The sequence below is a fragment of the Zobellia barbeyronii genome (assembly GCF_018603515.1).
GTDB classification, from domain to species: domain Bacteria; phylum Bacteroidota; class Bacteroidia; order Flavobacteriales; family Flavobacteriaceae; genus Zobellia; species Zobellia barbeyronii.
In genome coordinates, this window is sequence record NZ_JACATN010000005.1 from 191,922 (window position 1) to 213,402 (window position 21,481).

A 21,481-nucleotide genomic window follows, 5' to 3' on the forward strand; every position below is an offset into this window, starting at 1 on the left:
CCCTTTCTAAACGAAAGGGCTTTTTAATTTTTAAGACTAGGGTTTTCTACAACCCATCTATATAACTCCCATAAAGGTCTTTAAATTGATAGCCTTCTGCGAATCTATTTTTACTTAGTTTCTTATGTGATACAAGTCCCCATAAAACCAATTCCTTCAAGAAGTACATATCTTCCTTAGGAAAATCTGGTTGATGCTCTTTTATCAGCTGACTAAGCTCAGGAATGCCGTCTAACGTTCGCTTGTATTCTTCATCCGTAAACTCATCCAACAACTCAAAACCTTCACCTTGAAAGAACCAACTCAACAAATCATCATATGGAGATGGAGCGTCTTTTCTTTCCAGTTTGTTTATTGCTGGAAAATATTTTGGAAACAGGCTTTTTACAGCATCATCAATCAAAATTTCAGCTACACCATCTGCACCTTCCTGCTCACCTTCATAGACCAATTCTATCTTACCGGTAATGGCAGGGATAATCCCCATAAAATCACTCAATCGTACCATGGTGCTACTAGCATCTGTCACTAAAGCTCTTCTTTCTGCAGTACTCAAAAGGTTTTCAAAAGCGGTTATACTTGTTCGTGCACTTACACCACTTTTAGCATCTACATATTCACTATCACGAGCTTCAAAAATAATTTGCTCGAGTAAATCTTTGGCCAAGTCCGGTACATAAACAGAATCCGTTTGGCGTGCGTCAAGATTAGCTTCTTGTTCCGTAATTTTTCTAGCGGTTTCAATATCATCCGGATAATGCGTTAATATCTGAGACCCAATTCTATCTTTCAACGGCGTTACTATACTTCCTCTATTTGTATAATCCTCAGGGTTTGCGGTAAACACAAACTGAATATCCAACGGTAATCTGAGTTTAAAACCACGAATCTGTATATCTCCTTCCTCCAATATATTAAATAGAGAAACTTGAATACGTGCTTGTAAATCTGGAAGTTCGTTAATGACAAAAATACAGCGGTTAGCACGTGGGATCATCCCAAAATGAATCACTCTATCATCTGCATAAGATAATTTAAGGTTTGCCGCTTTTATAGGATCTACGTCTCCAATTAAATCGGCCACGGTAACGTCTGGTGTTGCTAATTTTTCGGCAAAACGCTCATCTTTATGCAACCAAGAAATTGGAGTGTCATCTCCTTTTTCTTTAATCAGCTCCATAGCATATCTAGACATGGGCTTCATAGGGTCATCATTAATTTCCGAACCTTCTACTACAGGAATAAATTCATCTAATAAATCTACCATTAAGTGAGCTAAACGAGTTTTAGCCTGACCACGCAATCCTAGTAAATTAATATTATGCCGAGATAAAATAGCCCGCTCCAACTCTGGAATAACGGAATCTTCATACCCCCATACCCCAGGGAAAGTTTCTTCACCCTTCTTTATTTTTTGAATGAGGTTGTCTCGCAACTCATCTTTAATAGATTTGCTTTTATAACCTGCAGCTTTTAGCTCCTTTAATGTGGTAATCTCTTTATGTTTCAAAGTCATATGTTTCTATACTATTGTTTATCTAAAATAGGAATGGTTTGTTTCAATTCTACTGGACCCTTAATTCGAACTTGAATATTTATATATTCCCATTTGTTATTTATTTTTTGTGCTAAAACATCCATATTTGCACGAACCTTTTTCTTTTTTTTATCACCTCTTACATGAATGGTTATTGCTACCGAATCACCTTCTTTAGAATAACCAACTGACCCTTCTAACATATCGAATTGACCCATTGGTTTTAACTCTCCTAATAAAGCAATTATTTTCGGATTACTTTTAACAATTTCCAATGCGCCCTCTGCTATTTCAGGTTCTGAATATGCCTTTGCCAAATAAGCCACATTGCGCGGTAATTCTTTTGGTAGGGTTGAAAGAAACAAGCCCATACAGATCAAGAAGAACAACGAAAACCAAGTACGTTTTCTTTTAAACCAAGGTTTTTTATACGTTGTCATCTTATCTATTTTCCTCTTTTTACTTCAATCTCTTTTTCCTATTTGTTTCGTAATCTTCAAAAATCATTTCACCCAAACCTTGCAGCCCTGTAAAGAATGCCTTGCCCTTATTTGCTTCTGTAAAATGCCTAATGAATTGCATCAAATAAGCGTCTTGGGCAATCATAAACGTGGTTATAGGAATATGTAATTTTCTAGCCTGTCTTGCCATGTTGTAACATTTCTCGACTATATAATCATCCAAACCAACACTATTCTTATAATAAGTACCATCCGGAAGCCTTAAACAACTGGGCTTTCCATCGGTAATCATAAAAATCTGCTTATTGGTATTCCGCTTACGACGTAGCATATCCATTGCCAACTGAAGTCCAGCTACAGTATTGGTATGATACGGTCCAACCTTTAAGTACGGAAGGTCCTTTATAGGAATAGGCCAAGCGTCATTACCAAAAACCAAAATATCCAAAGTATCCTTTGGATAGCGAGTCGTAATCAACTCTGCCAATGCCATTGCCACTTTTTTAGCTGGTGTAATCCGATCTTCGCCATACAGAATCATACTGTGGCTAATATCAATCATCAATACAGTGCTCATCTGCGCTTTATGCTGAGTATCCTCAACCACCAAATCGTCTTCATTTAAAGTGAAGCTACCCATACCATGATTGATTTGAGCATTTTTAAGACTCTCGGTCATTGAAATGTGCTCCAAACCATCACCATAACGGTATTCTCGCAAATCTCCCGTATGCTCATCTCCTTGTCCGGATTTTCCTGTTTTATGGTTTCCGGAACCACTCCGTTTAATTTTACCAAAAATCTGATCTAATGCACGTTGGCGAATTAAGCGTTCCATTTTAGCGGTAATAGAAATATTTCCTTTTCCACCATTTTCATCGCCCTCTTCTCCTTCTCCGCCGGCAGCATTATCATCAAATTCTTCCTGAATGTATCCTTTTGCTTTTAACTCCTCAATAAAATCATCAATCGTATATTCATCATCCGTCAGTTCATACTCCTTATCCAATTCACGAAGCCAATCTATGGCCTCGTCAAAATCACCAGAAGTATGGGTTATGAGTTCTTGAAATATATCAAAAAGTTTATCGAAAGGAGTTTGTCCCGGTGCTTCATATGTTGAAAACCGGAATCCTTTTCTTGTGTTCATAGCCATAAATATAAAATTACTTAATAAAACCGTTAACACCTCCATTTTTAGGAAATGTTAACGGTTATGGGCTATAAGCATTTACAAAGCATGGCTGCTTTGTTATTTTTTAAGGAGAAGAGTAAATTAACTTATAATTCCTAAAGGTGCGGTAGTTTTCCAAGCACCACGGGTAAAATCTGGAAACTCTTGTGGAGCACCGTTAGCTGCTACAGAAGTTTCACTTAGAGGCGAAACCGCACTCCAAAGACAACCTTCGTAAACATTCTGATCCAAAGGCTCTCCATTTCTTAAACATTCAACAACACGGAATAACATCATAAAATCCATTCCGCCGTGACCTCCCATTTTTGTAGCTAGGTCTCCTACTCTCTTATATAATGGGTGTTCATATTTTTCATAGATTTTTGCCAAACCATCTCCTTCTGCCCAGTGGTGGTGATCTTCAGTTGCGCCTTCAACGCCACCTTCTATAGCAACACGGGTTGGGAAACCTGCCAAAGTACCTTTTGTACCTTGAATCATATTATGACGGGTATACGGACGTGGACTAGTTTCATCCCATTGTACCATAATAGTACGACCCATTGTGGTTTTTATGATAGAGGTATTGATATCTCCTCCTTTATAATCCAATTTATTCCATTTGTGATCAGCAGGAAAGTTCTTTTCCGCATACAATTGGCGGCCTTTTGCAGGAGACGAAAATGAATTAATAAACTTGAAATTATCATCTGTACGACCAATGTTCATATACTGCGCAACAGGACCCAAACCGTGTGTTGGATAAAGATTTCCATTTCTATGCGCATAATGTGGCGTTCTCCAAGAACCGGTACCACGGTCCACCTCGTTCATTTGAAAACGCAATTCATGAATATACGCCGCTTCCCCATGTAGTAATTCTCCAATAACACCTTCACGACACATATTAAGATACAACAACTCATCTCTACCGTAGTTGACGTTCTCCATCATCATACAATGTTTCTGTGTCTTTTCAGAAGTGTCTACAATATCCCACATTTCCTTTATGGTCAAGGCCAATGGAACTTCTACAAAAGCATGACTTCCGCTATTCATAGCTGCAATGGCCATAGGGGCATGTAATCCCCAAGGAGTAGCAATGATAACCGCATCCGGTTTTTGTTCCTCCAGCATTTTTTTCCAATCGTTTTCACTATCGGTATATAGCTTTACTTTTTTATGTCTCTGTCCTTTTCCTGCCTCCTTACAAACGTCTGCAGACTTTTTGGCCAAATCTTCGTAAAGGTCGGATATAGCAACAACCTCTGTACCTTCTATTGCCGCAATTTGAGCTACATGCCCCGAACCTCTTGCTCCTACACCTATAAACGCAAAACGCACCTTAACTAATTTAGGAGCTTTAAAAGCACCCATGTATTGTGCCGAATAAGGCCTGTCCGTTCCTAAAAAATTAGCTTGGGAAACATTTGGAGCCAAAGCTATGCCTGCTCCTACCAATGAAGTTTTTTTTAGGAAATTTCTTCTGTTTGAGTTCATCTGTGTTTTTTTGTGAGTTGTTGTAGAAATGAATCTACAATATAAAGAAGTTTTCGATAATTTAATCATGCCCAGCTCTGGTATTAACAAAGTCTTACGAAGTAATGGTTATTTTTTTGACAGAAGATTAAGAGAACATATCTTCGTGAAAGATGATAAAAGAACAGTGTTTTGGTTTTTTAAGTACACCTGCTTTGTGGACAGGTGAAGAATTTGGAATAAATCAATTTGTTTTCCCAGAGGTAAACTTAAATAGATTTCTACCAAAACCCATTTCCAAAAAACTACGTTTAGGTCATCAAATGGAACATGTATTTACTCAGTTATTAATTAGAAATAACACCTACGACCTTATTCTCCATAACCAGCCTGTTAAAGATGAAAACCGGACCATTGGTGAAATAGACTTTATTCTGAAACACCGAGAAACAGAAAAACTGATACATGTTGAGCTGACGTACAAATTCTATATTATAGACCCGACTATATCCGAACCTATACACCGACTAATTGGGCCGAACCGTAAAGATATGTTCTTTACAAAAATGGAAAAAATAAGGAACAAGCAGTTTCCCCTTTTACATTCTAAAAATGGGATTAAAACTTTAGAAGAAAGACAAATAAACCACGAAGAAATTGAGCATCAAGCTTGCTTTAAAGCACAGCTCTATATGCCATATACTAATGCTGATGTAGACATTACACCTTTAAATAAGAACTGTGTTTATGGATATTGGTTAAAGTTTGAGGCTTTTGAGAAAGACGATTTTAAAAACCACCAATATTATATTCCAAGTAAATCAGAATGGGTAATTCCACCTCATAAAAAAGTACGTTGGTCCTCACATTTTGAAACTTTAATGGAAGTGAATCTCCATACTTTAAACCAGAATGCTCCCATGCTCTGGATGAAAAAATCAGATACCGAGTTTCAGAAATTTTTCGTGGTTTGGTGGTAGATTATTAGTAAGTTTTTAGTATAGAGTACTGAGCAGAAAGTCTTTGATAGCTATGTCTAGTTTTACAGACCGCATTTGTTATTCCTTCACTAACTACTAAATACTCTGTACTAAATACTAAACGCAGTCTTACTCAAACGTATAACTTGTTTTATTCACTTCTGTTAGCCTAAAGTATCCGTGTGCGTAATTATCTGGATTTGTCAGGTTTATGCAGTTTCCTTTTACAGCAACTGGGGTGGCAGAAAAAATACCAACACCACCTATTTGATCTATTAAAATATCCATATAACCATAATAGGCTTCTGAAATACCATACATTTCTATGGTTACCACATCTCCAGGAGCAAGAGCTTCTATTTTATCTGTGTCTTCATCTTCTTCAATTTCATACCACCAGTCTAGTTCGTTTCCATTTACAAATTCATCGTCACCTACCTCAAATTCTGGCAGTAAATCTCCTTGCTTTTGGAATTTAAAAAGATAAAAGTTATCCTCGTCTTCGGGATCTGTAAATTCTACATGTAGCTCCAGTTCCTCATCATCAAAACCATCCTCAAGTCCTTGGTATAAATCTGTGATTTCCGTAACCGTCATCATAGTTTCATTTGCAGAATAGGTTTCTCCGTTATGTATAACTGTAAGTGTGTATGATTCATTTAATACAGGTACAAATTCAGAAGTAGTGTATTCACCATTATTCTGATCTATAAAGATAAATTCCGCACCGCTTACATCATTAGTTACAGAAACAGATGCGCCCGTAACAGCTGTGTTACTAGTGGTGTCAAAAAACTCGGTAGATGTACTCAACTTTACAATCTGTTCGTTTCCGGTAGTACCTTTCTCCCAATCTAATGAAGCTTGAATTACTAGTCGGGATTGTCCTTCTTGTACCTCCACATCAATCACATCACTACAAGAAGTGATTGAAACGAACAAGAGAAGTACGATGGATTTTATATAGTTGTACATTTTTTTTAAAATTTAAAGTTATAGGTTAACGAAGGGACGATTCCAAAAATGGCAGTTCTAGTAGCTTCATTAGCTCCCGTTTCTAAATTCTGTCCAAAGGAAATAGATGCTGCATTCTTACGGTTATAGGCGTTATAAATACCTAATACCCACTCTCCTTTAAAACGCCTCTCTGGTTTACGATTCGGTTTATAATTAACCGATAAATCTAAACGGTGATAGGAAGGCAAACGGTCTGAATTCCTATCAGCATAACTGGCTACAGAAATTCCTTCGTATTCATATTGGCCATTTGGGTAAGTAACCGGTCTACCGGTTTGAAAAACAAGATTGGCACCAAAGCTTAATTTATCATTCAACTTATAAGCCCCTGAAATAGAAATATCATGTGTTCTATCATAGGGTGTATTGTACCAGTCACCATCATTAATACCTAAACCACCTGCATTTCCGCCAGGAGTTCGTTGTTCAGATTTTGACAAGGTATATGCAATCCATCCCGTAAAATCACCTTCATTTTTACGTAATAAAAGTTCAAGACCATAAGCTCTAGATTCTCCATTTAAAATCTCCGTTTCTATAGTGTTTTGTCCTATTAAATCAGACCCATCAATATAATCGATTCTATTATCGGTGTTTTTGAAGTAGACTTCCGCCTCCATAGAATATGCCTTATCCTTGAAGTTTCTAAAATATCCCAATGCATATTGATTTGATAATTGTGGCTTAACATATTGTCCACTAGGTGCCCAAACATCTAATGGTGTAGCCGAAGAAGTATTCGATAGCAAATGAATGTATTGGGCAACTCTTGAAAATCCTACTTTTAAAGATGAATCATCATTTAAAACATAAGCCAGCGAAGCTCTAGGTTCAAAATTTCCAAACTTCTCTATAACATCTCCTTTATCATAATTTGTCTCCCCTACTTCAGTTCCTCTCTCATAAATACCTAAAACCGAATTGTATACCACAGGTTGATTATTGGCATACTCTACCATGGCTTGTCCTCCAAATCTAGTAAACCCACTATAACGCAAACCGTATTGGGCTGTTAAATTATCCGTTAGCTTATGTTCAGCATTTATATATACACCACTTTCTAGCGCTTTCTTACTGTCTAAAATAAATGAGTTAACAGATGAAGTCTCAGAAGTAGGACGAATTTCCCCTGGATCAAAATCATAATAAATTCCACTGGCACCAAAGTCTAACTTGAACTTATCACTGAAGTAGTATTTAAAATCATATTTCAGATTATAATTTGTGATTGAAGAAACCCAATCAAACTCTGCCGTGGTAATACCTAAATCATAATCATACTTACTATAAACTACGGATAGGTTTGAAAAGAGTCTGTTATTGAATATATGGTTCCAACGTAAATTCCCCGTTGAATTTCCGTAACTACTCGTGAAATTCTCACCTAACTCAAAAGCATCCCTACCGAAATAACCCGAAAGATATAACCTGTTATTCGCATTAATCTTATAATTGGTTTTTAAGTTTAAATCGTAGAAGCTAACGCTATTGTCCTCGCCAGCAGCTTTTAATAATAAGTCTGCATATGATCGTCTCCCTGCTATTAAGAACGACCCCTTTTCTTTGAACAAAGGACCTTCAAGTGCAAGACGACTAGAAATTATACCAATCCCTCCTGTTGCTGCAAACTGCTTACTATTTCCATCTTTTTGACGCACATCTAATACAGAAGAAACTCTACCACCATAGCGTGCCGGAATACCACCTTTGTATAATTTCACATCTTTAATAGCATCGGCATTAAATACGGAGAAGAAACCAAACATGTGAGATGTGTTATAAATAATAGCCTCATCTAACAATACCAAGTTTTGATCACCCGCACCACCTCTTACATGAAAACCTCCTGTACCTTCGCCATTATTTGTAACACCCGGAAGCATTTGTAACGACTTTAGAATATCTACCTCACCCAAAACCACGGGCATTTGTTTTACGGTTGCTATATTCATTTTAGCAACACTCATTTCCGGCTTTCGTAAGATGGCCCTTTCCGGCTCATCTGCGCTAACCACAACTTCTTCTAACTCGGTTGAAAATTCTGAAATCTCAAAATCGAACTTTTGATCTTTATCCAAGGTAATTTCCTGATACTTTTCGGAATATCCCATATAGGAAATAAGCAAGCGATAGTTCCCTTCAGGAGCTGTAATGGAGTAGAATCCGTATTCATTAGTGACCACTCCAATAGAAGTTCCTTCCAAAAAAACGGAAGCCCCAAAAAGGGTTTCACCATTTGCTGCATCACTTACTTTACCACTAACAGTATAGTTTTCTTGCGCAATGCTTACCGCACTAACCAGCAAAAATAGCAAGCTTAACATGGCCGTAAACCATTGTTGTGAAGTACTATTAATTACATTTTTTGTCATTTTATTTATTTTGATTTTTGATTGATGAACACCTCTATGGACAACAAAAAATAAAGAAGGTTGCACGCCTTTTTAATTTTTATTAAAATACTAAAACAACGAAGCTAATAAATCATAAAAAGATAAGTACTATAATATATGTATACCTTAGTATTAAAATAATTCTCCCCATATGCAACCCTCGCAACTTTTGCTTGTCTTTGTTAATGAAATGTAATTTAGAGTAGAATCAACCCTCTTAAATTAATTGGAAACCGAAATCCGTTTTACGCATAAGTCCCTTGTTGAAAGTAGCAAGTCTGGCGATAGGAACTCACAGCACCAACTGTATGAGCTCTACGTAGATGCTATGTACAATATTGGGATGCGTTTTTTAGGAATTAAGGAAGATGCAGAAGATATTGTGCAAGACAGCTTTGTAGATGCTTTTAAAAACCTGCACAATTTTAAATATGAATCAACCTTTGGTTCTTGGCTTAAACGGATTGTAATCAACAAAAGCATTAATCATTTAAAAGTGAAACGACTACCACTTGCTGCGATGGAAGACCATGAATATCATCTTACAGAAGAGCAAAGTTACGAGCCGGTAGACGCGATGGATATAGAGAAGATAAAACGAGGTATTGAGAAACTTCCTTTGGGTTATAAAAACATAATTAACCTGTATTTGCTGGAAGGCTATGACCACATGGAAATTGGAGAAGTGATGGGTATATCCGTATCAACTTCCAAATCTCAATACCACAGAGCAAAAAAGAAACTGGTTGAAATTATAAAGACGTTATAATGGACAATTTTGAAAAACATATCAGAAAAAACAAAGCACAGTTTGATGGCCAAAAAGCCGATCGCGTTAAGCTTTGGGCAAATATTGAGGCTAAGTTAGACCCGCCAAAACAAAAAGTGATACCGCTGTGGAAATCACCCATGTTGCGCATAGCTGCAACCGTACTAATTGTTTTAGGTATTTCAAGACTACTAGGTGTTTCTTTCTTAAGTAACTCGGATAGCGAAAACTCTTTTGTATCCAGAGAATTACAGGATATAGATATGCATTACCAAGGTCTGGTTTCTTACCAAGTACAACTGGTACAAAAAAATGAAAGCCTGTCCGATGCGGATAAAGCTGAGTTTCTATCCTTCATGGATGAACTAGATGTGGAGTATGAACAATTGCGACTAGAAATGCAGAATAATCTAGATAATGATTTGGTGCTTGAAGCCATTGTTTCCAATTATAGAAAGCGCATAGAACTTATAGAAAACCTTTTGCGACAACTGAACAAATCAAAATTAAAAGATGACGATTATGGATATACTTTATAAAAAACTGCTCCTATTTGCTGCGGCAATGGTCTTTGGCCTTCCGGTCATGGCGCAGGAAAAGGTGTCTAAAAAAGTTACCAAGACCTACGAGTTCACTAATGCTGGCGAACTTCATTTAGACAACAAATATGGTAACATAAATATATATGGCTGGTCTAAAGACGAGGTGTCCATTACGGTGAACATTACCGTTACACATAAGAAAAAAGACAATGCCAAAGAACTTTTAGAGCGTATACGCCCTGTTCTTCGTGAAAGCGAAAACTTTATATCTGTTAGTTACGAGATTGGAGAAAATAGTTCCGGCTTCTTTTCTAATCTTTTTGAAAAAGCGAATCCTTTTGATTTTGACCGAAGTAATGTTCAAATAGATTATAAAGTGTACATGCCCGAAAAAGCGGAACTAGAAATTCTCAACAAATTTGGTCATGTTTTTATTGAAGGTTGGCAAGGGGTGCTAGAAGCCGATGTGCAACATGGCGATATGTGGATAAATGAAAATCTGAACAAAGCCGACATTACTCTAAAATATGGAAAGTTAAGAGCCAAAAACATCAATTACGGTAATTTAGATTTAAAAAATGGTGGTTTGGATATGGACGATTCAAGTACCATGCGTCTGAACAGCAGTGGTAGTGATATAGATATGCATATGGTTGGTTCCTTAGAGTTTTATTCCAACAAAGATGAAGTTGATTTAGAAGAAGTAAGCACACTCTACGGCGTATTAAAATTCAGTAATATTCAATTGCGAAGATTAGCAAAAGATATAGATTTGATTTTAAAAGTATCAGATTTTACAGTAGACCATATTCAAACTCCAAACGCAAATATTGCTATTGAACAGGAGTCTTCCGAGGTTAGCCTTAATATCTCAGGTTTTCCACACGAATTTAATGCTGTGCTAGAAGAAGGTCTTGTACGGCTACCTAAAACGTTTCATGATGTAGATTCGAAAATGCTGGATAAAGGGAAAAAACTTCGTGAAATAAAAGCGACTTACGGTAAAAAGTCCCAAGGTCATATTTCTATTACCGGTAAAAAGGGTGTGGTTTTACTGAAAGAGTTGTAATCACAAATATTTAGTCTATTAGAGTCTAAAGCATAAAAAATCGATTGGTTTCAAATAGAAACCAATCGATTTTTTTATACATCTTTTTTTACTTAGAATACGCCCCAGAGGAATACGTAAGCTCATAACTGTGCGTATAAATTTCAAACACAATACCAAACGGATCCTCTACATAACACATTTTATAAGGCTTGTCATTTGGGTAATAAGATTTAATTGGCATGCGCTGCTTCCCTCCATACGCAACAACCTTATCAACCAAACCTTCAATATCCGGATCTTGTACACAAAAATGAAATAACCCTGTATTAAACGGATTAAATTCTGGAGCCTCTTTAACACCATGTGGGAAAGTGAATAATTCTATCCCTATGCCATCTGAAGTTGACATATGTGCGATTTCAAATTCTTCCCAATCATTGCCAAATACGTCTATACACATTTGACCAATAGCCGTATCTGCATCCTTCTTTACTTTAGACGGAGGCATAATTACATACCAGCCCATTACTTCTGAATAGAATTTAACTGCCTTCTCTATGTCAGGAATAGTAATGCCTATATGTGAGAATGATTTTGGATAATCTTTATTTGTGCTCATAGTCTCTGTTTTAGAGTTCAAAATAAAACTATATTTGTCTTATTAGCAATAACTTACCAAAAAGTAGTATAGTTACCAAAACGAGTTAAATGCAGTTAATCAGTTAATTACAATACATAATGAATCAAAATTATTACTGCCCTTTAGACCAAACCATGAACCTAATTGGTACAAAGTGGAAACCCTTAGTGCTTTTTCATCTTTTAGATGGCCCATTGCGTTCTGGAATACTACAGAAAAAAGTGCCCGGAATTTCAAATAAAATGTTCACCCAAACCGTACGTGAATTAGAAAAGGACGGTTTGGTTCTAAGAGAAGTGTTTCCTGTAGTGCCACCAAAAGTAGAATATGCACTAAGTGAAAAAGGAAAATCTCTTGAAAGTATATTAAGAAGCCTTGATAAATGGGGCGCCAAATACTGTTCAAAAGAATAAATACCCTTAAATAAAAAGGGGAATTACAGTGGTAAAATATTTTTTTCAAAAAAATATCGGTTTAGATGCAACTTTTTAAAGCTTTGGTTGTCTATTAGATAAATCAATCAAAAAACGGACAGTAATGAAACCACTCAAAATTAGTCTCCTTTTATTAATCGCTGGAGCTACCTTTTCAAGTTTCGGGCAAGATACAACAGATGATTACTTAGAATTTAATGATCGTAACAATGTTGTTCACGGTGTATACTTAGGTCTTGACCTTGGCGTTGGTGAAATAGACGGAGAACCTTCTTATACTGGCGGAATAAAGGTGGCCTATGTTGCTAATCAGCAATTTGAAGTAGGTTTTGCTGGTACTTTTCTCTATTCCCAACAAGATTTATTCAATAATACTTTATCTCGCAATGAGGATCTTATTGGTGCTTATGGCGGTCTGCATTTGGAACCTATTTTCTTCAGCAAAAAAAGAGTAAATCTTTCATTTCCCCTTTTATTAGGCGCAGGTGCTGTTGGTTATATCGAAAATAATTTTCATGACGAAGAATATGAAGAAGAGCTCACCGAGGATGATGTTGATGTTGTTTTCGTAGCCGAACCTGGTATAAGTGCCCTATTTAATGTCTCTCGTTATTTGCAACTAGAAGCAGGCATCAAATATCGTTTTTCAAGTAGAATAGAACTTCCCCCAACACGAACTACCCGTATTAATGGCTTTTCAGCCGGAATAGGAGTTAAAGTAGGTGTTTTCAATATGGGTAGAAATAGATACAAAAAGAACGTACAATGAAAGCAAACAACAAGAAAATCTGTCCCCATTGTCACGATGTTATAGAAACACAATATGTATTCAGCGAAAACAACCAGGTGTTTCTTAAGAAAGATTTTACCTGTAGTTCTTCTTCTAAAGAAGAATGGTCACCCATTAACTTTCAATGGATTCCTGTAGTTCAGTTACAGGAGCGTTTAGTGCAAGTCTAAAACAGCATAATTCATCAATCCGCTTTCCCTTAGGGCAAGCATAAAATCAATCAAAATGAAAACAAAAACGATTTTTATCGTCATGGCCGTGGCATGCGGAATTTTAACCTCCTGTGATTATGATCATGTAAAAGCATCAGACGAAATCACCGCCAAAGATTTAACTATTTCCGATTATGACAAATTAAAAGTTTCCAATGCTTTTGATGTTTATGTTACCTTTTCTGAAGGCGAAGAACAGATTCGTATAGAAGCAAATGACAATCTTCACGAACGTATTGTTGTAGCCAGAGAAGGAAATGAAATTATTATTAAACTAAAGAAGTTTACCACCGTTAGTGGAAACCCAACATTGAAGGCTTTTATTACCACTAGAGATATTTCCGAATTTGACCTCTCTGGTGCAGCAAGCATTACACTTGAAACTCCTTGGGATATAACAAAAGGAAAAATTGAACTTTCAGGAGCATCAGACTTTACAGGTGAAGTTATTGCTGATTTTCTAGAAGTAGACATGAACGGTGCTTCTAAAACAAATATTTATGGTGAAGTAAAATCGGTACATGCAGACCTTTCAGGAAGCAGTGACCTTAGAGATTACGACCTTCAGATTGAACGCCTGAATATTGACCTATCAGGTGCCAGCGAAGCTTTCCTTACCGCAACTGAATCTATTGATGTTGATGCCTCTGGAGCTAGCACCCTTAATTATAAAGGCAGCGCTGTAATTAATCACCAGAGATTAAAAGGTGCTTCACAACTAAAAAATAGAAACTAGTAAAACGACTACTTATGTCGTTTTACTAGTTCTGCTTCAATATCTTTCAAGGTGAAACCTTTTGCCTGAAGTAAGATTAAGTAATGGAAAAGTAAATCTGCACTCTCGTATAAAAAGAGGTCATCATTATCATCCATGGCCTCTATTACCGTTTCCACAGCTTCTTCACCCACTTTTTGAGCAATTTTGTTGATGCCTTTTTCAAATAAAGAGGCTACATAAGACTTACTAGAATCCGAAGCCTCACGACGCTGTGTTATAACTTCTTCCAATTGAGACAGGAAACCAAAATTTGAAGTGTTCTCTTCGTTCCAGCAGGTATCCGTTCCTTTATGACATGTAGGCCCAACTGGCTTTACAGAAATTAAAAGCGAATCATCATCACAATCATTTTTGATATCTACCAGTTCAAGAAAGTTTCCACTCTCCTCACCTTTGGTCCATAAACGCTTTTTAGTACGACTGAAGAAAGTCACTTTTTTGGTCTCTTGAGTTTTCTCAAAAGCCTCTTGGTTCATATACCCCAGCATTAAAACGTTTTTAGTAACCGCATCTTGAATAATTGCAGGTACTAGTCCGTCTCCGTTCTTGTCAAAATCTATTTTCATTTTATTCTATTTATCTGTCCGATAACTATCTAAGAAGGTTTCCCGTTCCTATGTTTTTGATTGCACTCATGCAACTCACATATTGTTTATTATAATTTCAAACTCAATTAAGAGCAAACTCCACAGCGGCATATGCATGCTCCTTGGTAGTATCAATAACCGCAATATTACAATCTTCTTGTTGAATCAGTAAAGGTATTTCTGTACAGCCCAAAATTACACCCTGCGCACCTTCTTTTTCAGCTTTAAGAATAATATCTATATATTGTTTTTTTGAAGTCTCTGTAGTAATTCCCTTAGAGAGCTCTGTATAAATAACATTATGTACTACTTCTCTATCTTCTTTAGAAGGTATCAACACCTCTATTCCAAACTGGTTTTTTAGAATGTCTTTGTAGAAATCCAATTCCATAGTGTACTTGGTTCCCAACAATAAAACTTTTTTGCATCCTTTTGCTTGTACTGCCTTACCAGCTACTTCTGCTATATGTAACAAAGGAACAGTTATTTTCTCCTTGATTGCTGGAACACTTAAATGCATGGTGTTAGCGCAAACCAAAATAATATCCGCTCCGGCGTTTTGCAATCGTAATGCTATATCAGCCATTTGAATATGCAGAGAATCCCAATCATCTTCAGCTTGTTTTGAAGAAATATCCGAAAAATTAACCGATTCTATGATACACTTACATGAACTTTGACCCCCTAATGTTTCGGCAATTTTTGTATTCAATAGTTGGTAATACAACTGAGTCGATTGCCACGTAATCCCGCCTATTAATCCTATTTTTTTCATTGCCTCTGGTTTTTACATAACTAATTTTCCTGCATGCAAGCAGCCAAGATTTTGGAATATAATCTAGAACTATAACCTCACTGGAATTCCGTTCCCCTTTAGTTTTTCTTTTAGATCTTTAATACCGATTTCCTTAAAGTGAAAAACACTTGCCGCAAGGGCTGCATCTGCTTTACCCTCTACGAATGTATCCGTAAAATGTTGCATATTCCCAGCACCACCAGATGCTATAATAGGTATATTCAATTCCGTACTTAGTTTGCTCAAAGCTTCATTAGCAAAGCCATCCTTGGTACCATCATGGTCCATTGAAGTGAATAATATTTCACCAGCTCCTCTTTCTTCTACCTCTTTAGCCCATTCAAACAGTTTACGTTCAGTCGGCACTTTTCCGCCTACCAAATGCACAATCCACTCACCATCTATCTGTTTGGCATCAATTGCTACTACAATACATTGCGAACCAAATTTGGCAACTAAATCATTTATTAACTGCGGATTTTTTACTGCCGATGAATTAATGGACACTTTATCTGCTCCATTTTGCAAAAGGATATCTACATCTTCAACCGAAGAAATCCCACCACCAACGGTAAATGGAATATTCACTTTTTCTGCCACGTGATAGACCAGTTCTGCTAAAGTTTTACGCTTTTGTTCGGTAGCTGAAATATCTAGAAAAACAAGCTCATCTGCTCCTTCCCTACTATAAATCTCTGCTAATTCCACTGGATCACCAGCATCACGTAAATCGACAAAGTTTATTCCCTTTACCGTTCTGCCGTCTTTAATATCCAAACAAGGAATTATTCGTTTTGCTAACATATTTTTAAATTAGAACTTAGAAACTGAGTTTTAAAACTCCTATATTTTCCTCCGTTCATTAGTGCATTCGCTTTAATTTTTAACCACCAATTTTTAGAATAAAATCTTCCAATTGTTTTAAGCTGATTCTATTTTCATAAATGGCTTTGCCAATGATAGTTCCTTCACAACCCATTTCTGCAAGCCTAGGAAGTTCATCAAAAGTAGAAATACCGCCACTAGCAATTAGTTTTAGGCCTTGGGTTACATTCCCGCCAATTTCACTCATACTCACCTTACACTCCTCTAAAATCTTCTTGTACAAGTCAAAAGATGGACCTTCTAACATTCCATCTTTAGAAATATCGGTACAGATTACATAAGCAATACCTTGTTCTTGATAAGACGATATAAAAGGAATTAGTTCTTCCTTTGATTCTTCTTGCCAGCCTGAAACCGCTACTTTTTCATCTTTTGCATCGGCACCTAGAATAATTTTTTCAGCACCGTAAGTTTGAATCCAGTTAGAAAAAGTATCCTTATCTTTTACCGCAATACTCCCACCAGTAATCTGATTAGCACCGCTTTCAAAAGCAATACGCAAATCGTCATCTGTTTTGAGTCCACCGCCAAAATCAATACTCAAAGTAGTATTAGCAGCAATTTGCTCTAAGATTTTATGATTAACAATATGCTTGCTTTTAGCACCATCCAAATCCACCAAATGCAAATATTGAATACCATGAGCTTCAAACTCTTTGGCAACCTCTAACGGATTCTCATTATAAATTTTCTTGGTATCATAATCCCCTTTTGAAAGGCGAACACATTTACCGTCTATAATATCTATTGCTGGAATTATTCTCATTGTAATGGGTACTGAGTGGTTAATTGCTTTTTATTATTTTCTAACTTTCTAGAAAGTTTTTCAAAATGGCCTCGCCTACTTCACTACTTTTTTCAGGGTGAAATTGGGTGCCATAAAAATTATTCTTCGCCAGTGCAGCGCTGTATTTTATTCCGTATTCAGATTCCGCTATGGTTTCTTTGCAAAGTGGCGCATAAAAACTGTGCACCAAATAAATATGCTCTTTTTCCTCAATATTTTTAAAAAGCTCCGACTTTAAGTTGGCAATCTGATTCCACCCAATCTGGGGAACTTTCACTTCATTCGTGAATTTGATTACATCCACATCAAAAATACCTAAACCTTTGGTGTCGCCTTCTTCTGAAGAGTGGCACATTAACTGCATTCCTAAGCATATACCCAAAACAGGCTGCTTTAAATTCGGAATTAGTTTATCCAAACCACTTGCCCGTAATTTAGACATGGCACTACTCGCCTCGCCTACACCAGGAAAGATAACCTTGTCTGCAGATTTTATTTCTTCTATATCGTGACTCAAAACAGCTTCATACCCCAAACGCTTTATAGCGAATTTGATACTCTGAATATTCCCTGCACCGTAATTTATGATTACTATTTTCATTCTTTTCAATACCAAATATGAAGTTTAAAATACGAGCTTCTGAATTCGCACTTCTTTACTTCATAATTCTACAAAACTCCTTTTGTGCTAGGCAGCACCATCTTTTCAACATCTCGCTTGACCGCCATTTTAATCGCCTTTGCAAGGGCTTTAAATATAGCTTCAATTTTGTGATGCTCATTTGTGCCTTCTGCCTTTACATTCAAATTGGCTTTAGCGCCATCTGTGAACGATTTAAAGAAATGATAAAACATTTCAGTTGGCATATCGCCTACCATTTCACGTTTGAACTCAGCATCCCAAACCAACCAGTTTCTACCACCAAAATCTATAGCTACCTGAGCAAGACAATCATCCATAGGAAGGCAAAAACCATAGCGCTCAATACCCATTTTGGAACCTAGAGCTGTATTAAACACTTCTCCCAAGGCAATTGCGGTATCTTCTATAGTATGGTGCTCATCTACTTCTAAATCACCATTTACCTTAATTTCCAGATCCATTTGACCATGACGAGCTAATTGATCTAACATATGGTCAAAAAATGCCAACCCAGTCTTGATATCACTCTTACCAGTACCATCAAGGTTTAGGTTAATAAAGATATCAGTTTCGTTGGTCTTTCTATGCGTTTCTGAAGCTCTTTCCTCCAATTTCAAAAATTCGTAAATCTTTTCCCAATCATTACTTTCTAAAGCAATAACCGAGTCCAAAGCATCTCTTTTTACTGTGATTTCGCCAGTACCTAAGTTAGTTTCATCATTAATGAAAATACCTTTTGAACCTAGGTTTTTTGCTAATTCAATGTCCGTTAAGCGGTCACCGATTACAAACGAATTCTTTAAATCGTAGTCTTCAGAAAAATACTCCGTTAACAAACCTGTACCTGGTTTTCTTGTATTTGCATTTTCATGCGGAAATGTACGGTCTAGAAAAACCTTATCAAAAACGACTCCTTCGTTCTCAAAGGACTTCAATATAAAATTATGTACCGGCCAAAACGTATCCTCAGGAAAAACATCTGTTCCAAGTCCATCTTGATTGGTAATCATTACCAATTCATAATCTAATTCCTTGGCTATTTTACTTAAAAAGGTAAATGCCTTAGGATAAAAAATCATCTTTTCAAAACCATCTATCTGCTCATCTACAGTCTCCTTAATAATGGTACCGTCTCTATCTATAAATAAAACTTTCTTCGCCATGGTATTAGTTTCTTGAACTTTTGGTTTAGGTTAGCTTATTAAGCACTTCTATTAATTTTTTATTTTCTGATGGTGTTCCTACCGTAAAACGCAAAGTATTCTCGCAAAGCGGTTGGGTTGTCCTGTTACGAACTACCACGCCTTCAACCAGTAACTGGTTATAGCGTTTATTTGCATCATCTACTTTAGCCAACACAAAATTGGCATCAGAAGCATATATTTTTTCTACAAACAACACTTCACGCAAGACTTTAAGTAATCGCTCTCTTTCGTTTAATATATTGGATATTTCACTTTTTACAGAGTCTAAATCAAGAACTCTTTTTAACGCTTTTTGCTGTGTAAGTTCATTTACGTTGTATGGTGGTTTTATTTTATTAATTGCTGCTATTATCTCTTTAGAGGCAATGCAAATCCCTAAACGAATACCAGCCATTCCATATGCTTTAGAAAGCGTTTGCGTAATCACCAAATTAGGAAATTCAGATAGTCTAGAAACCCAACTTTCACTATCTGCAAAATCAATATAGGCTTCATCAACAACAACCAATCCGTTGAACTTACTCAACAAATCAACCATGATTTCTTCACTAAAAACATTTCCCGTCGGATTGTTCGGAGAACATAAAAATAACAGCTTTGAGTGCTCATCAACCGTATTAAAAATTGCTTCTACATCCGGCTGAAAATCATCGGTTAGTAAAACCTCTCTATTCTCTACCGTATTAATGCCCGAAAGCACTTTATACATACCATATGTTGGAGGTAAAGAAATTATATTGTCAATCTTAGGTTCACAGAAAGTTCTGAATAATAAATCCAGCACTTCATCGCTCCCATTTCCTAAAAGTATATTTTCTGCGACAATACCTTTCTGCTCTGCCAAAACCGACTTTAATCCGCGTTGCTGTGGATCAGGATATCTGTTTACCCCATTTTCAAACGGATTCTCATTAGCGTCTAAAAACACCATCTCTGAGCCATCTGAAACATATTCATCACGGGCAGAACTATAAGGACTCAATCCTTTTACATTCTCCCTTATCAGGTTTTGTATGTTGAAGGTCTTGTTCATTATTTTAAACTATTGAGACGTAAAGTAACCGCATTTTTGTGCGCATATAGTCCCTCGGCCTCGGCCATGATTTCTATTGCTGCTCCAATTTCTTTAATTCCAGTTTCATTGATTTTCTGAAAAGTCATACTCTTCATAAAACTATCTAGGTTTACACCACTGTATTGCTTAGCGTACCCATTTGTTGGCAATGTATGATTGGTTCCAGAAGCGTAATCACCCGCACTTTCTGGAGTATAATTTCCAATAAAAACAGAACCGGCATTCTTAATGTTGTTCACAAAGAAATCTTCGTTTTCTACACAAACAATATAATGCTCAGGTCCATATGCATTAATCAAATCATTAGCTGTTTGATCATCCGCTACGTAAATCAATTTACTGTTAGCAATGGCCTTTTCGGCAATATCTTTTCTTGGAAGTTCAGGTAGTTGCTTTTCAACTTCCTTTTCCACCGCATCGATCATATCTTTAGAAGTAGAAACTAGAATAACCTGACTATCTATACCATGTTCAGCCTGACTCAACAAATCTGAAGCCACAAAAGCAGCATTAGCAGAATCATCAGCAAGAACTAATAATTCACTAGGACCAGCAGGCATATCTATTGAAATACCATATTTGGTAGCAATCTGTTTTGCCACGGTAACGAATTGGTTACCTGGTCCAAAGATTTTATATACTTCTGGAATACTTTCCGTCCCAAATGTCATAGAAGCAATAGCTTGAATGCCACCTACTTTAAAAATTTTCTTGACGCCACATAAATTGGCAGTGTAAAGAATAGCAGGGTTAATCTTCCCTTCTTTATTAGGAGGCGAACACAACACCAACTCTTCGCAACCAGCAATCGTAGCCGGTACGGCAAGCATTAAAATTGTGGAAAACAAAGGTGCTGTACCGCCAGGAATGTAAAGTCCTACCTTTTGAATAGGTCTTTTTTCTTGCCAGCATTGTACCCCATTAGCCGTTTCAACTGAAACTTTACTTGTCTTTTGAGCCTTGTGAAAAACTTCTATGTTATTTTTTGCCAACTGAATAGCATCTTTAAGCTGTTGAGAAACTAAAGCCGATGCTTCTTCTATTTCATTTTCAGAAACTACAAGGTTCTCAATAATAACACCGTCAAACTTTTCGGTATACTTTTTTAAGGTTGCATCTCCATTGCTCTGCACCTCTTTAAAAATAGCTTCTACAGTCTGTTCAATATCCGCTACGGTCTGAGTTGGGCGCTTTAAAACGGTGCCCCACTCCGCCTTATCAGGGTTATATATTTTGTTCATTTTCT

The 21,481-nt window shown here is 36.7% G+C and carries 23 protein-coding genes; 8 read left to right on the forward strand and 15 right to left on the reverse strand.

Translation table 11 applies throughout. From position 1 onward, the window contains the following. Nucleotides 1-46 precede the first annotated feature (46 nt). From HW347_RS16995 to HW347_RS17010, 4 genes are all read right to left on the reverse strand, one after another. Entirely contained in the window at nucleotides 47-1,516 is a 1,470-nt protein-coding gene (locus tag HW347_RS16995; protein ID WP_214612946.1) for a MoxR family ATPase, read from the reverse strand. Between the two features lie 11 nt (nucleotides 1,517-1,527). After that, nucleotides 1,528-1,977: a cytochrome c oxidase assembly factor Coa1 family protein gene (locus HW347_RS17000; protein WP_214612947.1), complete on the reverse strand. Its 450-nt coding sequence runs from the start codon at nucleotides 1,975-1,977 to the stop codon at nucleotides 1,528-1,530. A gap of 19 nt (nucleotides 1,978-1,996) precedes the next feature. After that, on the reverse strand, nucleotides 1,997-3,154 hold the full coding sequence (locus tag HW347_RS17005; RefSeq protein WP_214613055.1) for a vWA domain-containing protein: 1,158 nt from the start codon (nucleotides 3,152-3,154) through the stop codon (nucleotides 1,997-1,999). Between the two features lie 120 nt (nucleotides 3,155-3,274). Continuing rightward, the gene (locus tag HW347_RS17010; RefSeq protein WP_214612948.1) at nucleotides 3,275-4,672 is read right to left on the reverse strand and encodes a Gfo/Idh/MocA family protein; all 1,398 of its coding nucleotides are present in this window, start codon (nucleotides 4,670-4,672) and stop codon (nucleotides 3,275-3,277) included. 152 nt (nucleotides 4,673-4,824) lie between these two features. Here HW347_RS17010 and HW347_RS17015 point away from each other — a divergent pair, with 152 nt between their 5' ends. Beyond that, entirely contained in the window at nucleotides 4,825-5,631 is an 807-nt protein-coding gene (locus HW347_RS17015) for a DUF1853 family protein (protein ID WP_214612949.1), read from the forward strand. Nucleotides 5,632-5,760: 129 nt separating this feature from the next. Here HW347_RS17015 and HW347_RS17020 read toward each other — a convergent pair whose 3' ends face one another. Both HW347_RS17020 and HW347_RS17025 read right to left on the reverse strand, forming a co-directional pair. Beyond that, entirely contained in the window at nucleotides 5,761-6,606 is an 846-nt protein-coding gene (locus HW347_RS17020; protein ID WP_214612950.1) for a DUF4249 family protein, read from the reverse strand. 5 nt (nucleotides 6,607-6,611) lie between these two features. Beyond that, on the reverse strand, nucleotides 6,612-9,020 hold the full coding sequence (locus HW347_RS17025) for a TonB-dependent receptor (RefSeq protein WP_394370286.1): 2,409 nt from the start codon (nucleotides 9,018-9,020) through the stop codon (nucleotides 6,612-6,614). A gap of 247 nt (nucleotides 9,021-9,267) precedes the next feature. Here HW347_RS17025 and HW347_RS17030 point away from each other — a divergent pair, with 247 nt between their 5' ends. From HW347_RS17030 to HW347_RS17040, 3 genes are read left to right on the forward strand one after another with little or no spacing between them, the layout of a single operon-like run. Further along, nucleotides 9,268-9,810: an RNA polymerase sigma factor gene (locus HW347_RS17030; RefSeq protein WP_225901963.1), complete on the forward strand. Its 543-nt coding sequence runs from the start codon at nucleotides 9,268-9,270 to the stop codon at nucleotides 9,808-9,810. Continuing rightward, a complete protein-coding gene (locus tag HW347_RS17035; RefSeq protein WP_214612951.1) occupies nucleotides 9,810-10,349 on the forward strand; it encodes a hypothetical protein in 540 nt (179 codons plus the stop codon). The genes HW347_RS17030 and HW347_RS17035 overlap by 1 nt, the downstream gene beginning before the upstream one ends. Then, nucleotides 10,333-11,421, forward strand: a complete 1,089-nt coding sequence (locus HW347_RS17040; protein WP_214612952.1) for a hypothetical protein — start codon at nucleotides 10,333-10,335, stop codon at nucleotides 11,419-11,421. Before HW347_RS17035 ends, HW347_RS17040 begins: the two co-directional genes overlap by 17 nt. Before the next feature lie 88 nt (nucleotides 11,422-11,509). Here HW347_RS17040 and HW347_RS17045 read toward each other — a convergent pair whose 3' ends face one another. After that, nucleotides 11,510-12,022 carry a lactoylglutathione lyase family protein gene (locus HW347_RS17045; protein ID WP_214612953.1) on the reverse strand — a complete coding sequence of 171 codons (513 nt, stop codon included), beginning with the start codon at nucleotides 12,020-12,022 and terminating at the stop codon, nucleotides 11,510-11,512. A gap of 119 nt (nucleotides 12,023-12,141) precedes the next feature. Between HW347_RS17045 and HW347_RS17050 the strand changes: the two genes are divergently transcribed. From HW347_RS17050 to HW347_RS17065, 4 genes are all read left to right on the forward strand, one after another. Next, on the forward strand, nucleotides 12,142-12,456 hold the full coding sequence (locus tag HW347_RS17050; RefSeq protein ID WP_214612954.1) for a winged helix-turn-helix transcriptional regulator: 315 nt from the start codon (nucleotides 12,142-12,144) through the stop codon (nucleotides 12,454-12,456). Between the two features lie 124 nt (nucleotides 12,457-12,580). Continuing rightward, nucleotides 12,581-13,246, forward strand: coding sequence for a hypothetical protein (locus HW347_RS17055; protein ID WP_214612955.1), 666 nt, complete (start codon nucleotides 12,581-12,583; stop codon nucleotides 13,244-13,246). Then, a complete protein-coding gene (locus HW347_RS17060) occupies nucleotides 13,243-13,437 on the forward strand; it encodes a hypothetical protein (protein ID WP_214612956.1) in 195 nt (64 codons plus the stop codon). The genes HW347_RS17055 and HW347_RS17060 overlap by 4 nt, the downstream gene beginning before the upstream one ends. 55 nt (nucleotides 13,438-13,492) lie before the next feature. Continuing rightward, complete coding sequence (locus tag HW347_RS17065) at nucleotides 13,493-14,215, forward strand: head GIN domain-containing protein (RefSeq protein ID WP_214612957.1); 723 nt, start codon at nucleotides 13,493-13,495, stop codon at nucleotides 14,213-14,215. An 8-nt stretch (nucleotides 14,216-14,223) separates the two neighbouring features. On the opposite strand, the gene hisIE is transcribed toward HW347_RS17065, so the two are convergent. The 8 genes from hisIE to hisD all read right to left on the reverse strand — a co-directional run bounded on the left by hisIE (nucleotide 14,224) and on the right by hisD (nucleotide 21,476). Continuing rightward, a complete protein-coding gene (gene hisIE, locus HW347_RS17070) occupies nucleotides 14,224-14,823 on the reverse strand; it encodes a bifunctional phosphoribosyl-AMP cyclohydrolase/phosphoribosyl-ATP diphosphatase HisIE (protein ID WP_214612958.1) in 600 nt (199 codons plus the stop codon). A 103-nt stretch (nucleotides 14,824-14,926) separates the two neighbouring features. Beyond that, nucleotides 14,927-15,619: an aspartate/glutamate racemase family protein gene (locus HW347_RS17075; protein WP_214612959.1), complete on the reverse strand. Its 693-nt coding sequence runs from the start codon at nucleotides 15,617-15,619 to the stop codon at nucleotides 14,927-14,929. Nucleotides 15,620-15,688: 69 nt separating this feature from the next. Beyond that, nucleotides 15,689-16,444, reverse strand: coding sequence for an imidazole glycerol phosphate synthase subunit HisF (gene hisF / locus HW347_RS17080; protein WP_214612960.1), 756 nt, complete (start codon nucleotides 16,442-16,444; stop codon nucleotides 15,689-15,691). Between the two features lie 79 nt (nucleotides 16,445-16,523). Further along, nucleotides 16,524-17,291: a 1-(5-phosphoribosyl)-5-[(5-phosphoribosylamino)methylideneamino]imidazole-4-carboxamide isomerase gene (gene hisA, locus HW347_RS17085; protein WP_155596575.1), complete on the reverse strand. Its 768-nt coding sequence runs from the start codon at nucleotides 17,289-17,291 to the stop codon at nucleotides 16,524-16,526. 40 nt (nucleotides 17,292-17,331) lie between these two features. Further along, nucleotides 17,332-17,913: an imidazole glycerol phosphate synthase subunit HisH gene (hisH, locus tag HW347_RS17090; protein WP_214612961.1), complete on the reverse strand. Its 582-nt coding sequence runs from the start codon at nucleotides 17,911-17,913 to the stop codon at nucleotides 17,332-17,334. A gap of 68 nt (nucleotides 17,914-17,981) precedes the next feature. Beyond that, nucleotides 17,982-19,118, reverse strand: coding sequence for a bifunctional histidinol-phosphatase/imidazoleglycerol-phosphate dehydratase HisB (hisB, locus tag HW347_RS17095; RefSeq protein ID WP_214612962.1), 1,137 nt, complete (start codon nucleotides 19,116-19,118; stop codon nucleotides 17,982-17,984). Nucleotides 19,119-19,143: 25 nt separating this feature from the next. Then, a complete protein-coding gene (gene hisC / locus HW347_RS17100; RefSeq protein WP_214612963.1) occupies nucleotides 19,144-20,193 on the reverse strand; it encodes a histidinol-phosphate transaminase in 1,050 nt (349 codons plus the stop codon). Next, nucleotides 20,193-21,476 (reverse strand): histidinol dehydrogenase, encoded by a 1,284-nt coding sequence (hisD, locus tag HW347_RS17105; RefSeq protein WP_214612964.1) that lies wholly within the window; start codon nucleotides 21,474-21,476, stop codon nucleotides 20,193-20,195. The genes hisC and hisD overlap by 1 nt, the downstream gene beginning before the upstream one ends. Nucleotides 21,477-21,481: the final 5 nt, after the last annotated feature.

Bases quoted from the DNA above. Each gene is read 5' to 3' on its own strand.
- hisC (WP_214612963.1), bottom strand. From the start codon at position 20,193: ATGAACAAGACCTTCAACATACAAAACCTGATAAGGGAGAATGTAAAA.
- HW347_RS16995 (WP_214612946.1), bottom strand. From the start codon at position 1,516: ATGACTTTGAAACATAAAGAGATTACCACATTAAAGGAGCTAAAAGCT.
- HW347_RS17035 (WP_214612951.1), top strand. From the start codon at position 9,810: ATGGACAATTTTGAAAAACATATCAGAAAAAACAAAGCACAGTTTGAT.
- hisB (WP_214612962.1), bottom strand. From the start codon at position 19,118: ATGGCGAAGAAAGTTTTATTTATAGATAGAGACGGTACCATTATTAAG.
- HW347_RS17015 (WP_214612949.1), top strand. From the start codon at position 4,825: ATGATAAAAGAACAGTGTTTTGGTTTTTTAAGTACACCTGCTTTGTGG.
- hisH (WP_214612961.1), bottom strand. From the start codon at position 17,913: ATGAAAATAGTAATCATAAATTACGGTGCAGGGAATATTCAGAGTATC.
- HW347_RS17045 (WP_214612953.1), bottom strand. From the start codon at position 12,022: ATGAGCACAAATAAAGATTATCCAAAATCATTCTCACATATAGGCATT.
- HW347_RS17020 (WP_214612950.1), bottom strand. From the start codon at position 6,606: ATGTACAACTATATAAAATCCATCGTACTTCTCTTGTTCGTTTCAATC.
- HW347_RS17025 (WP_394370286.1), bottom strand. From the start codon at position 9,020: ATGACAAAAAATGTAATTAATAGTACTTCACAACAATGGTTTACGGCC.
- HW347_RS17005 (WP_214613055.1), bottom strand. From the start codon at position 3,154: ATGGCTATGAACACAAGAAAAGGATTCCGGTTTTCAACATATGAAGCA.
- hisIE (WP_214612958.1), bottom strand. From the start codon at position 14,823: ATGAAAATAGATTTTGACAAGAACGGAGACGGACTAGTACCTGCAATT.
- HW347_RS17010 (WP_214612948.1), bottom strand. From the start codon at position 4,672: ATGAACTCAAACAGAAGAAATTTCCTAAAAAAAACTTCATTGGTAGGA.
- hisD (WP_214612964.1), bottom strand. From the start codon at position 21,476: ATGAACAAAATATATAACCCTGATAAGGCGGAGTGGGGCACCGTTTTA.
- HW347_RS17075 (WP_214612959.1), bottom strand. From the start codon at position 15,619: ATGAAAAAAATAGGATTAATAGGCGGGATTACGTGGCAATCGACTCAG.
- HW347_RS17040 (WP_214612952.1), top strand. From the start codon at position 10,333: ATGGATATACTTTATAAAAAACTGCTCCTATTTGCTGCGGCAATGGTC.
- HW347_RS17065 (WP_214612957.1), top strand. From the start codon at position 13,493: ATGAAAACAAAAACGATTTTTATCGTCATGGCCGTGGCATGCGGAATT.
- hisA (WP_155596575.1), bottom strand. From the start codon at position 17,291: ATGAGAATAATTCCAGCAATAGATATTATAGACGGTAAATGTGTTCGC.
- HW347_RS17055 (WP_214612955.1), top strand. From the start codon at position 12,581: ATGAAACCACTCAAAATTAGTCTCCTTTTATTAATCGCTGGAGCTACC.
- HW347_RS17000 (WP_214612947.1), bottom strand. From the start codon at position 1,977: ATGACAACGTATAAAAAACCTTGGTTTAAAAGAAAACGTACTTGGTTT.
- HW347_RS17050 (WP_214612954.1), top strand. From the start codon at position 12,142: ATGAATCAAAATTATTACTGCCCTTTAGACCAAACCATGAACCTAATT.
- HW347_RS17060 (WP_214612956.1), top strand. From the start codon at position 13,243: ATGAAAGCAAACAACAAGAAAATCTGTCCCCATTGTCACGATGTTATA.
- hisF (WP_214612960.1), bottom strand. From the start codon at position 16,444: ATGTTAGCAAAACGAATAATTCCTTGTTTGGATATTAAAGACGGCAGA.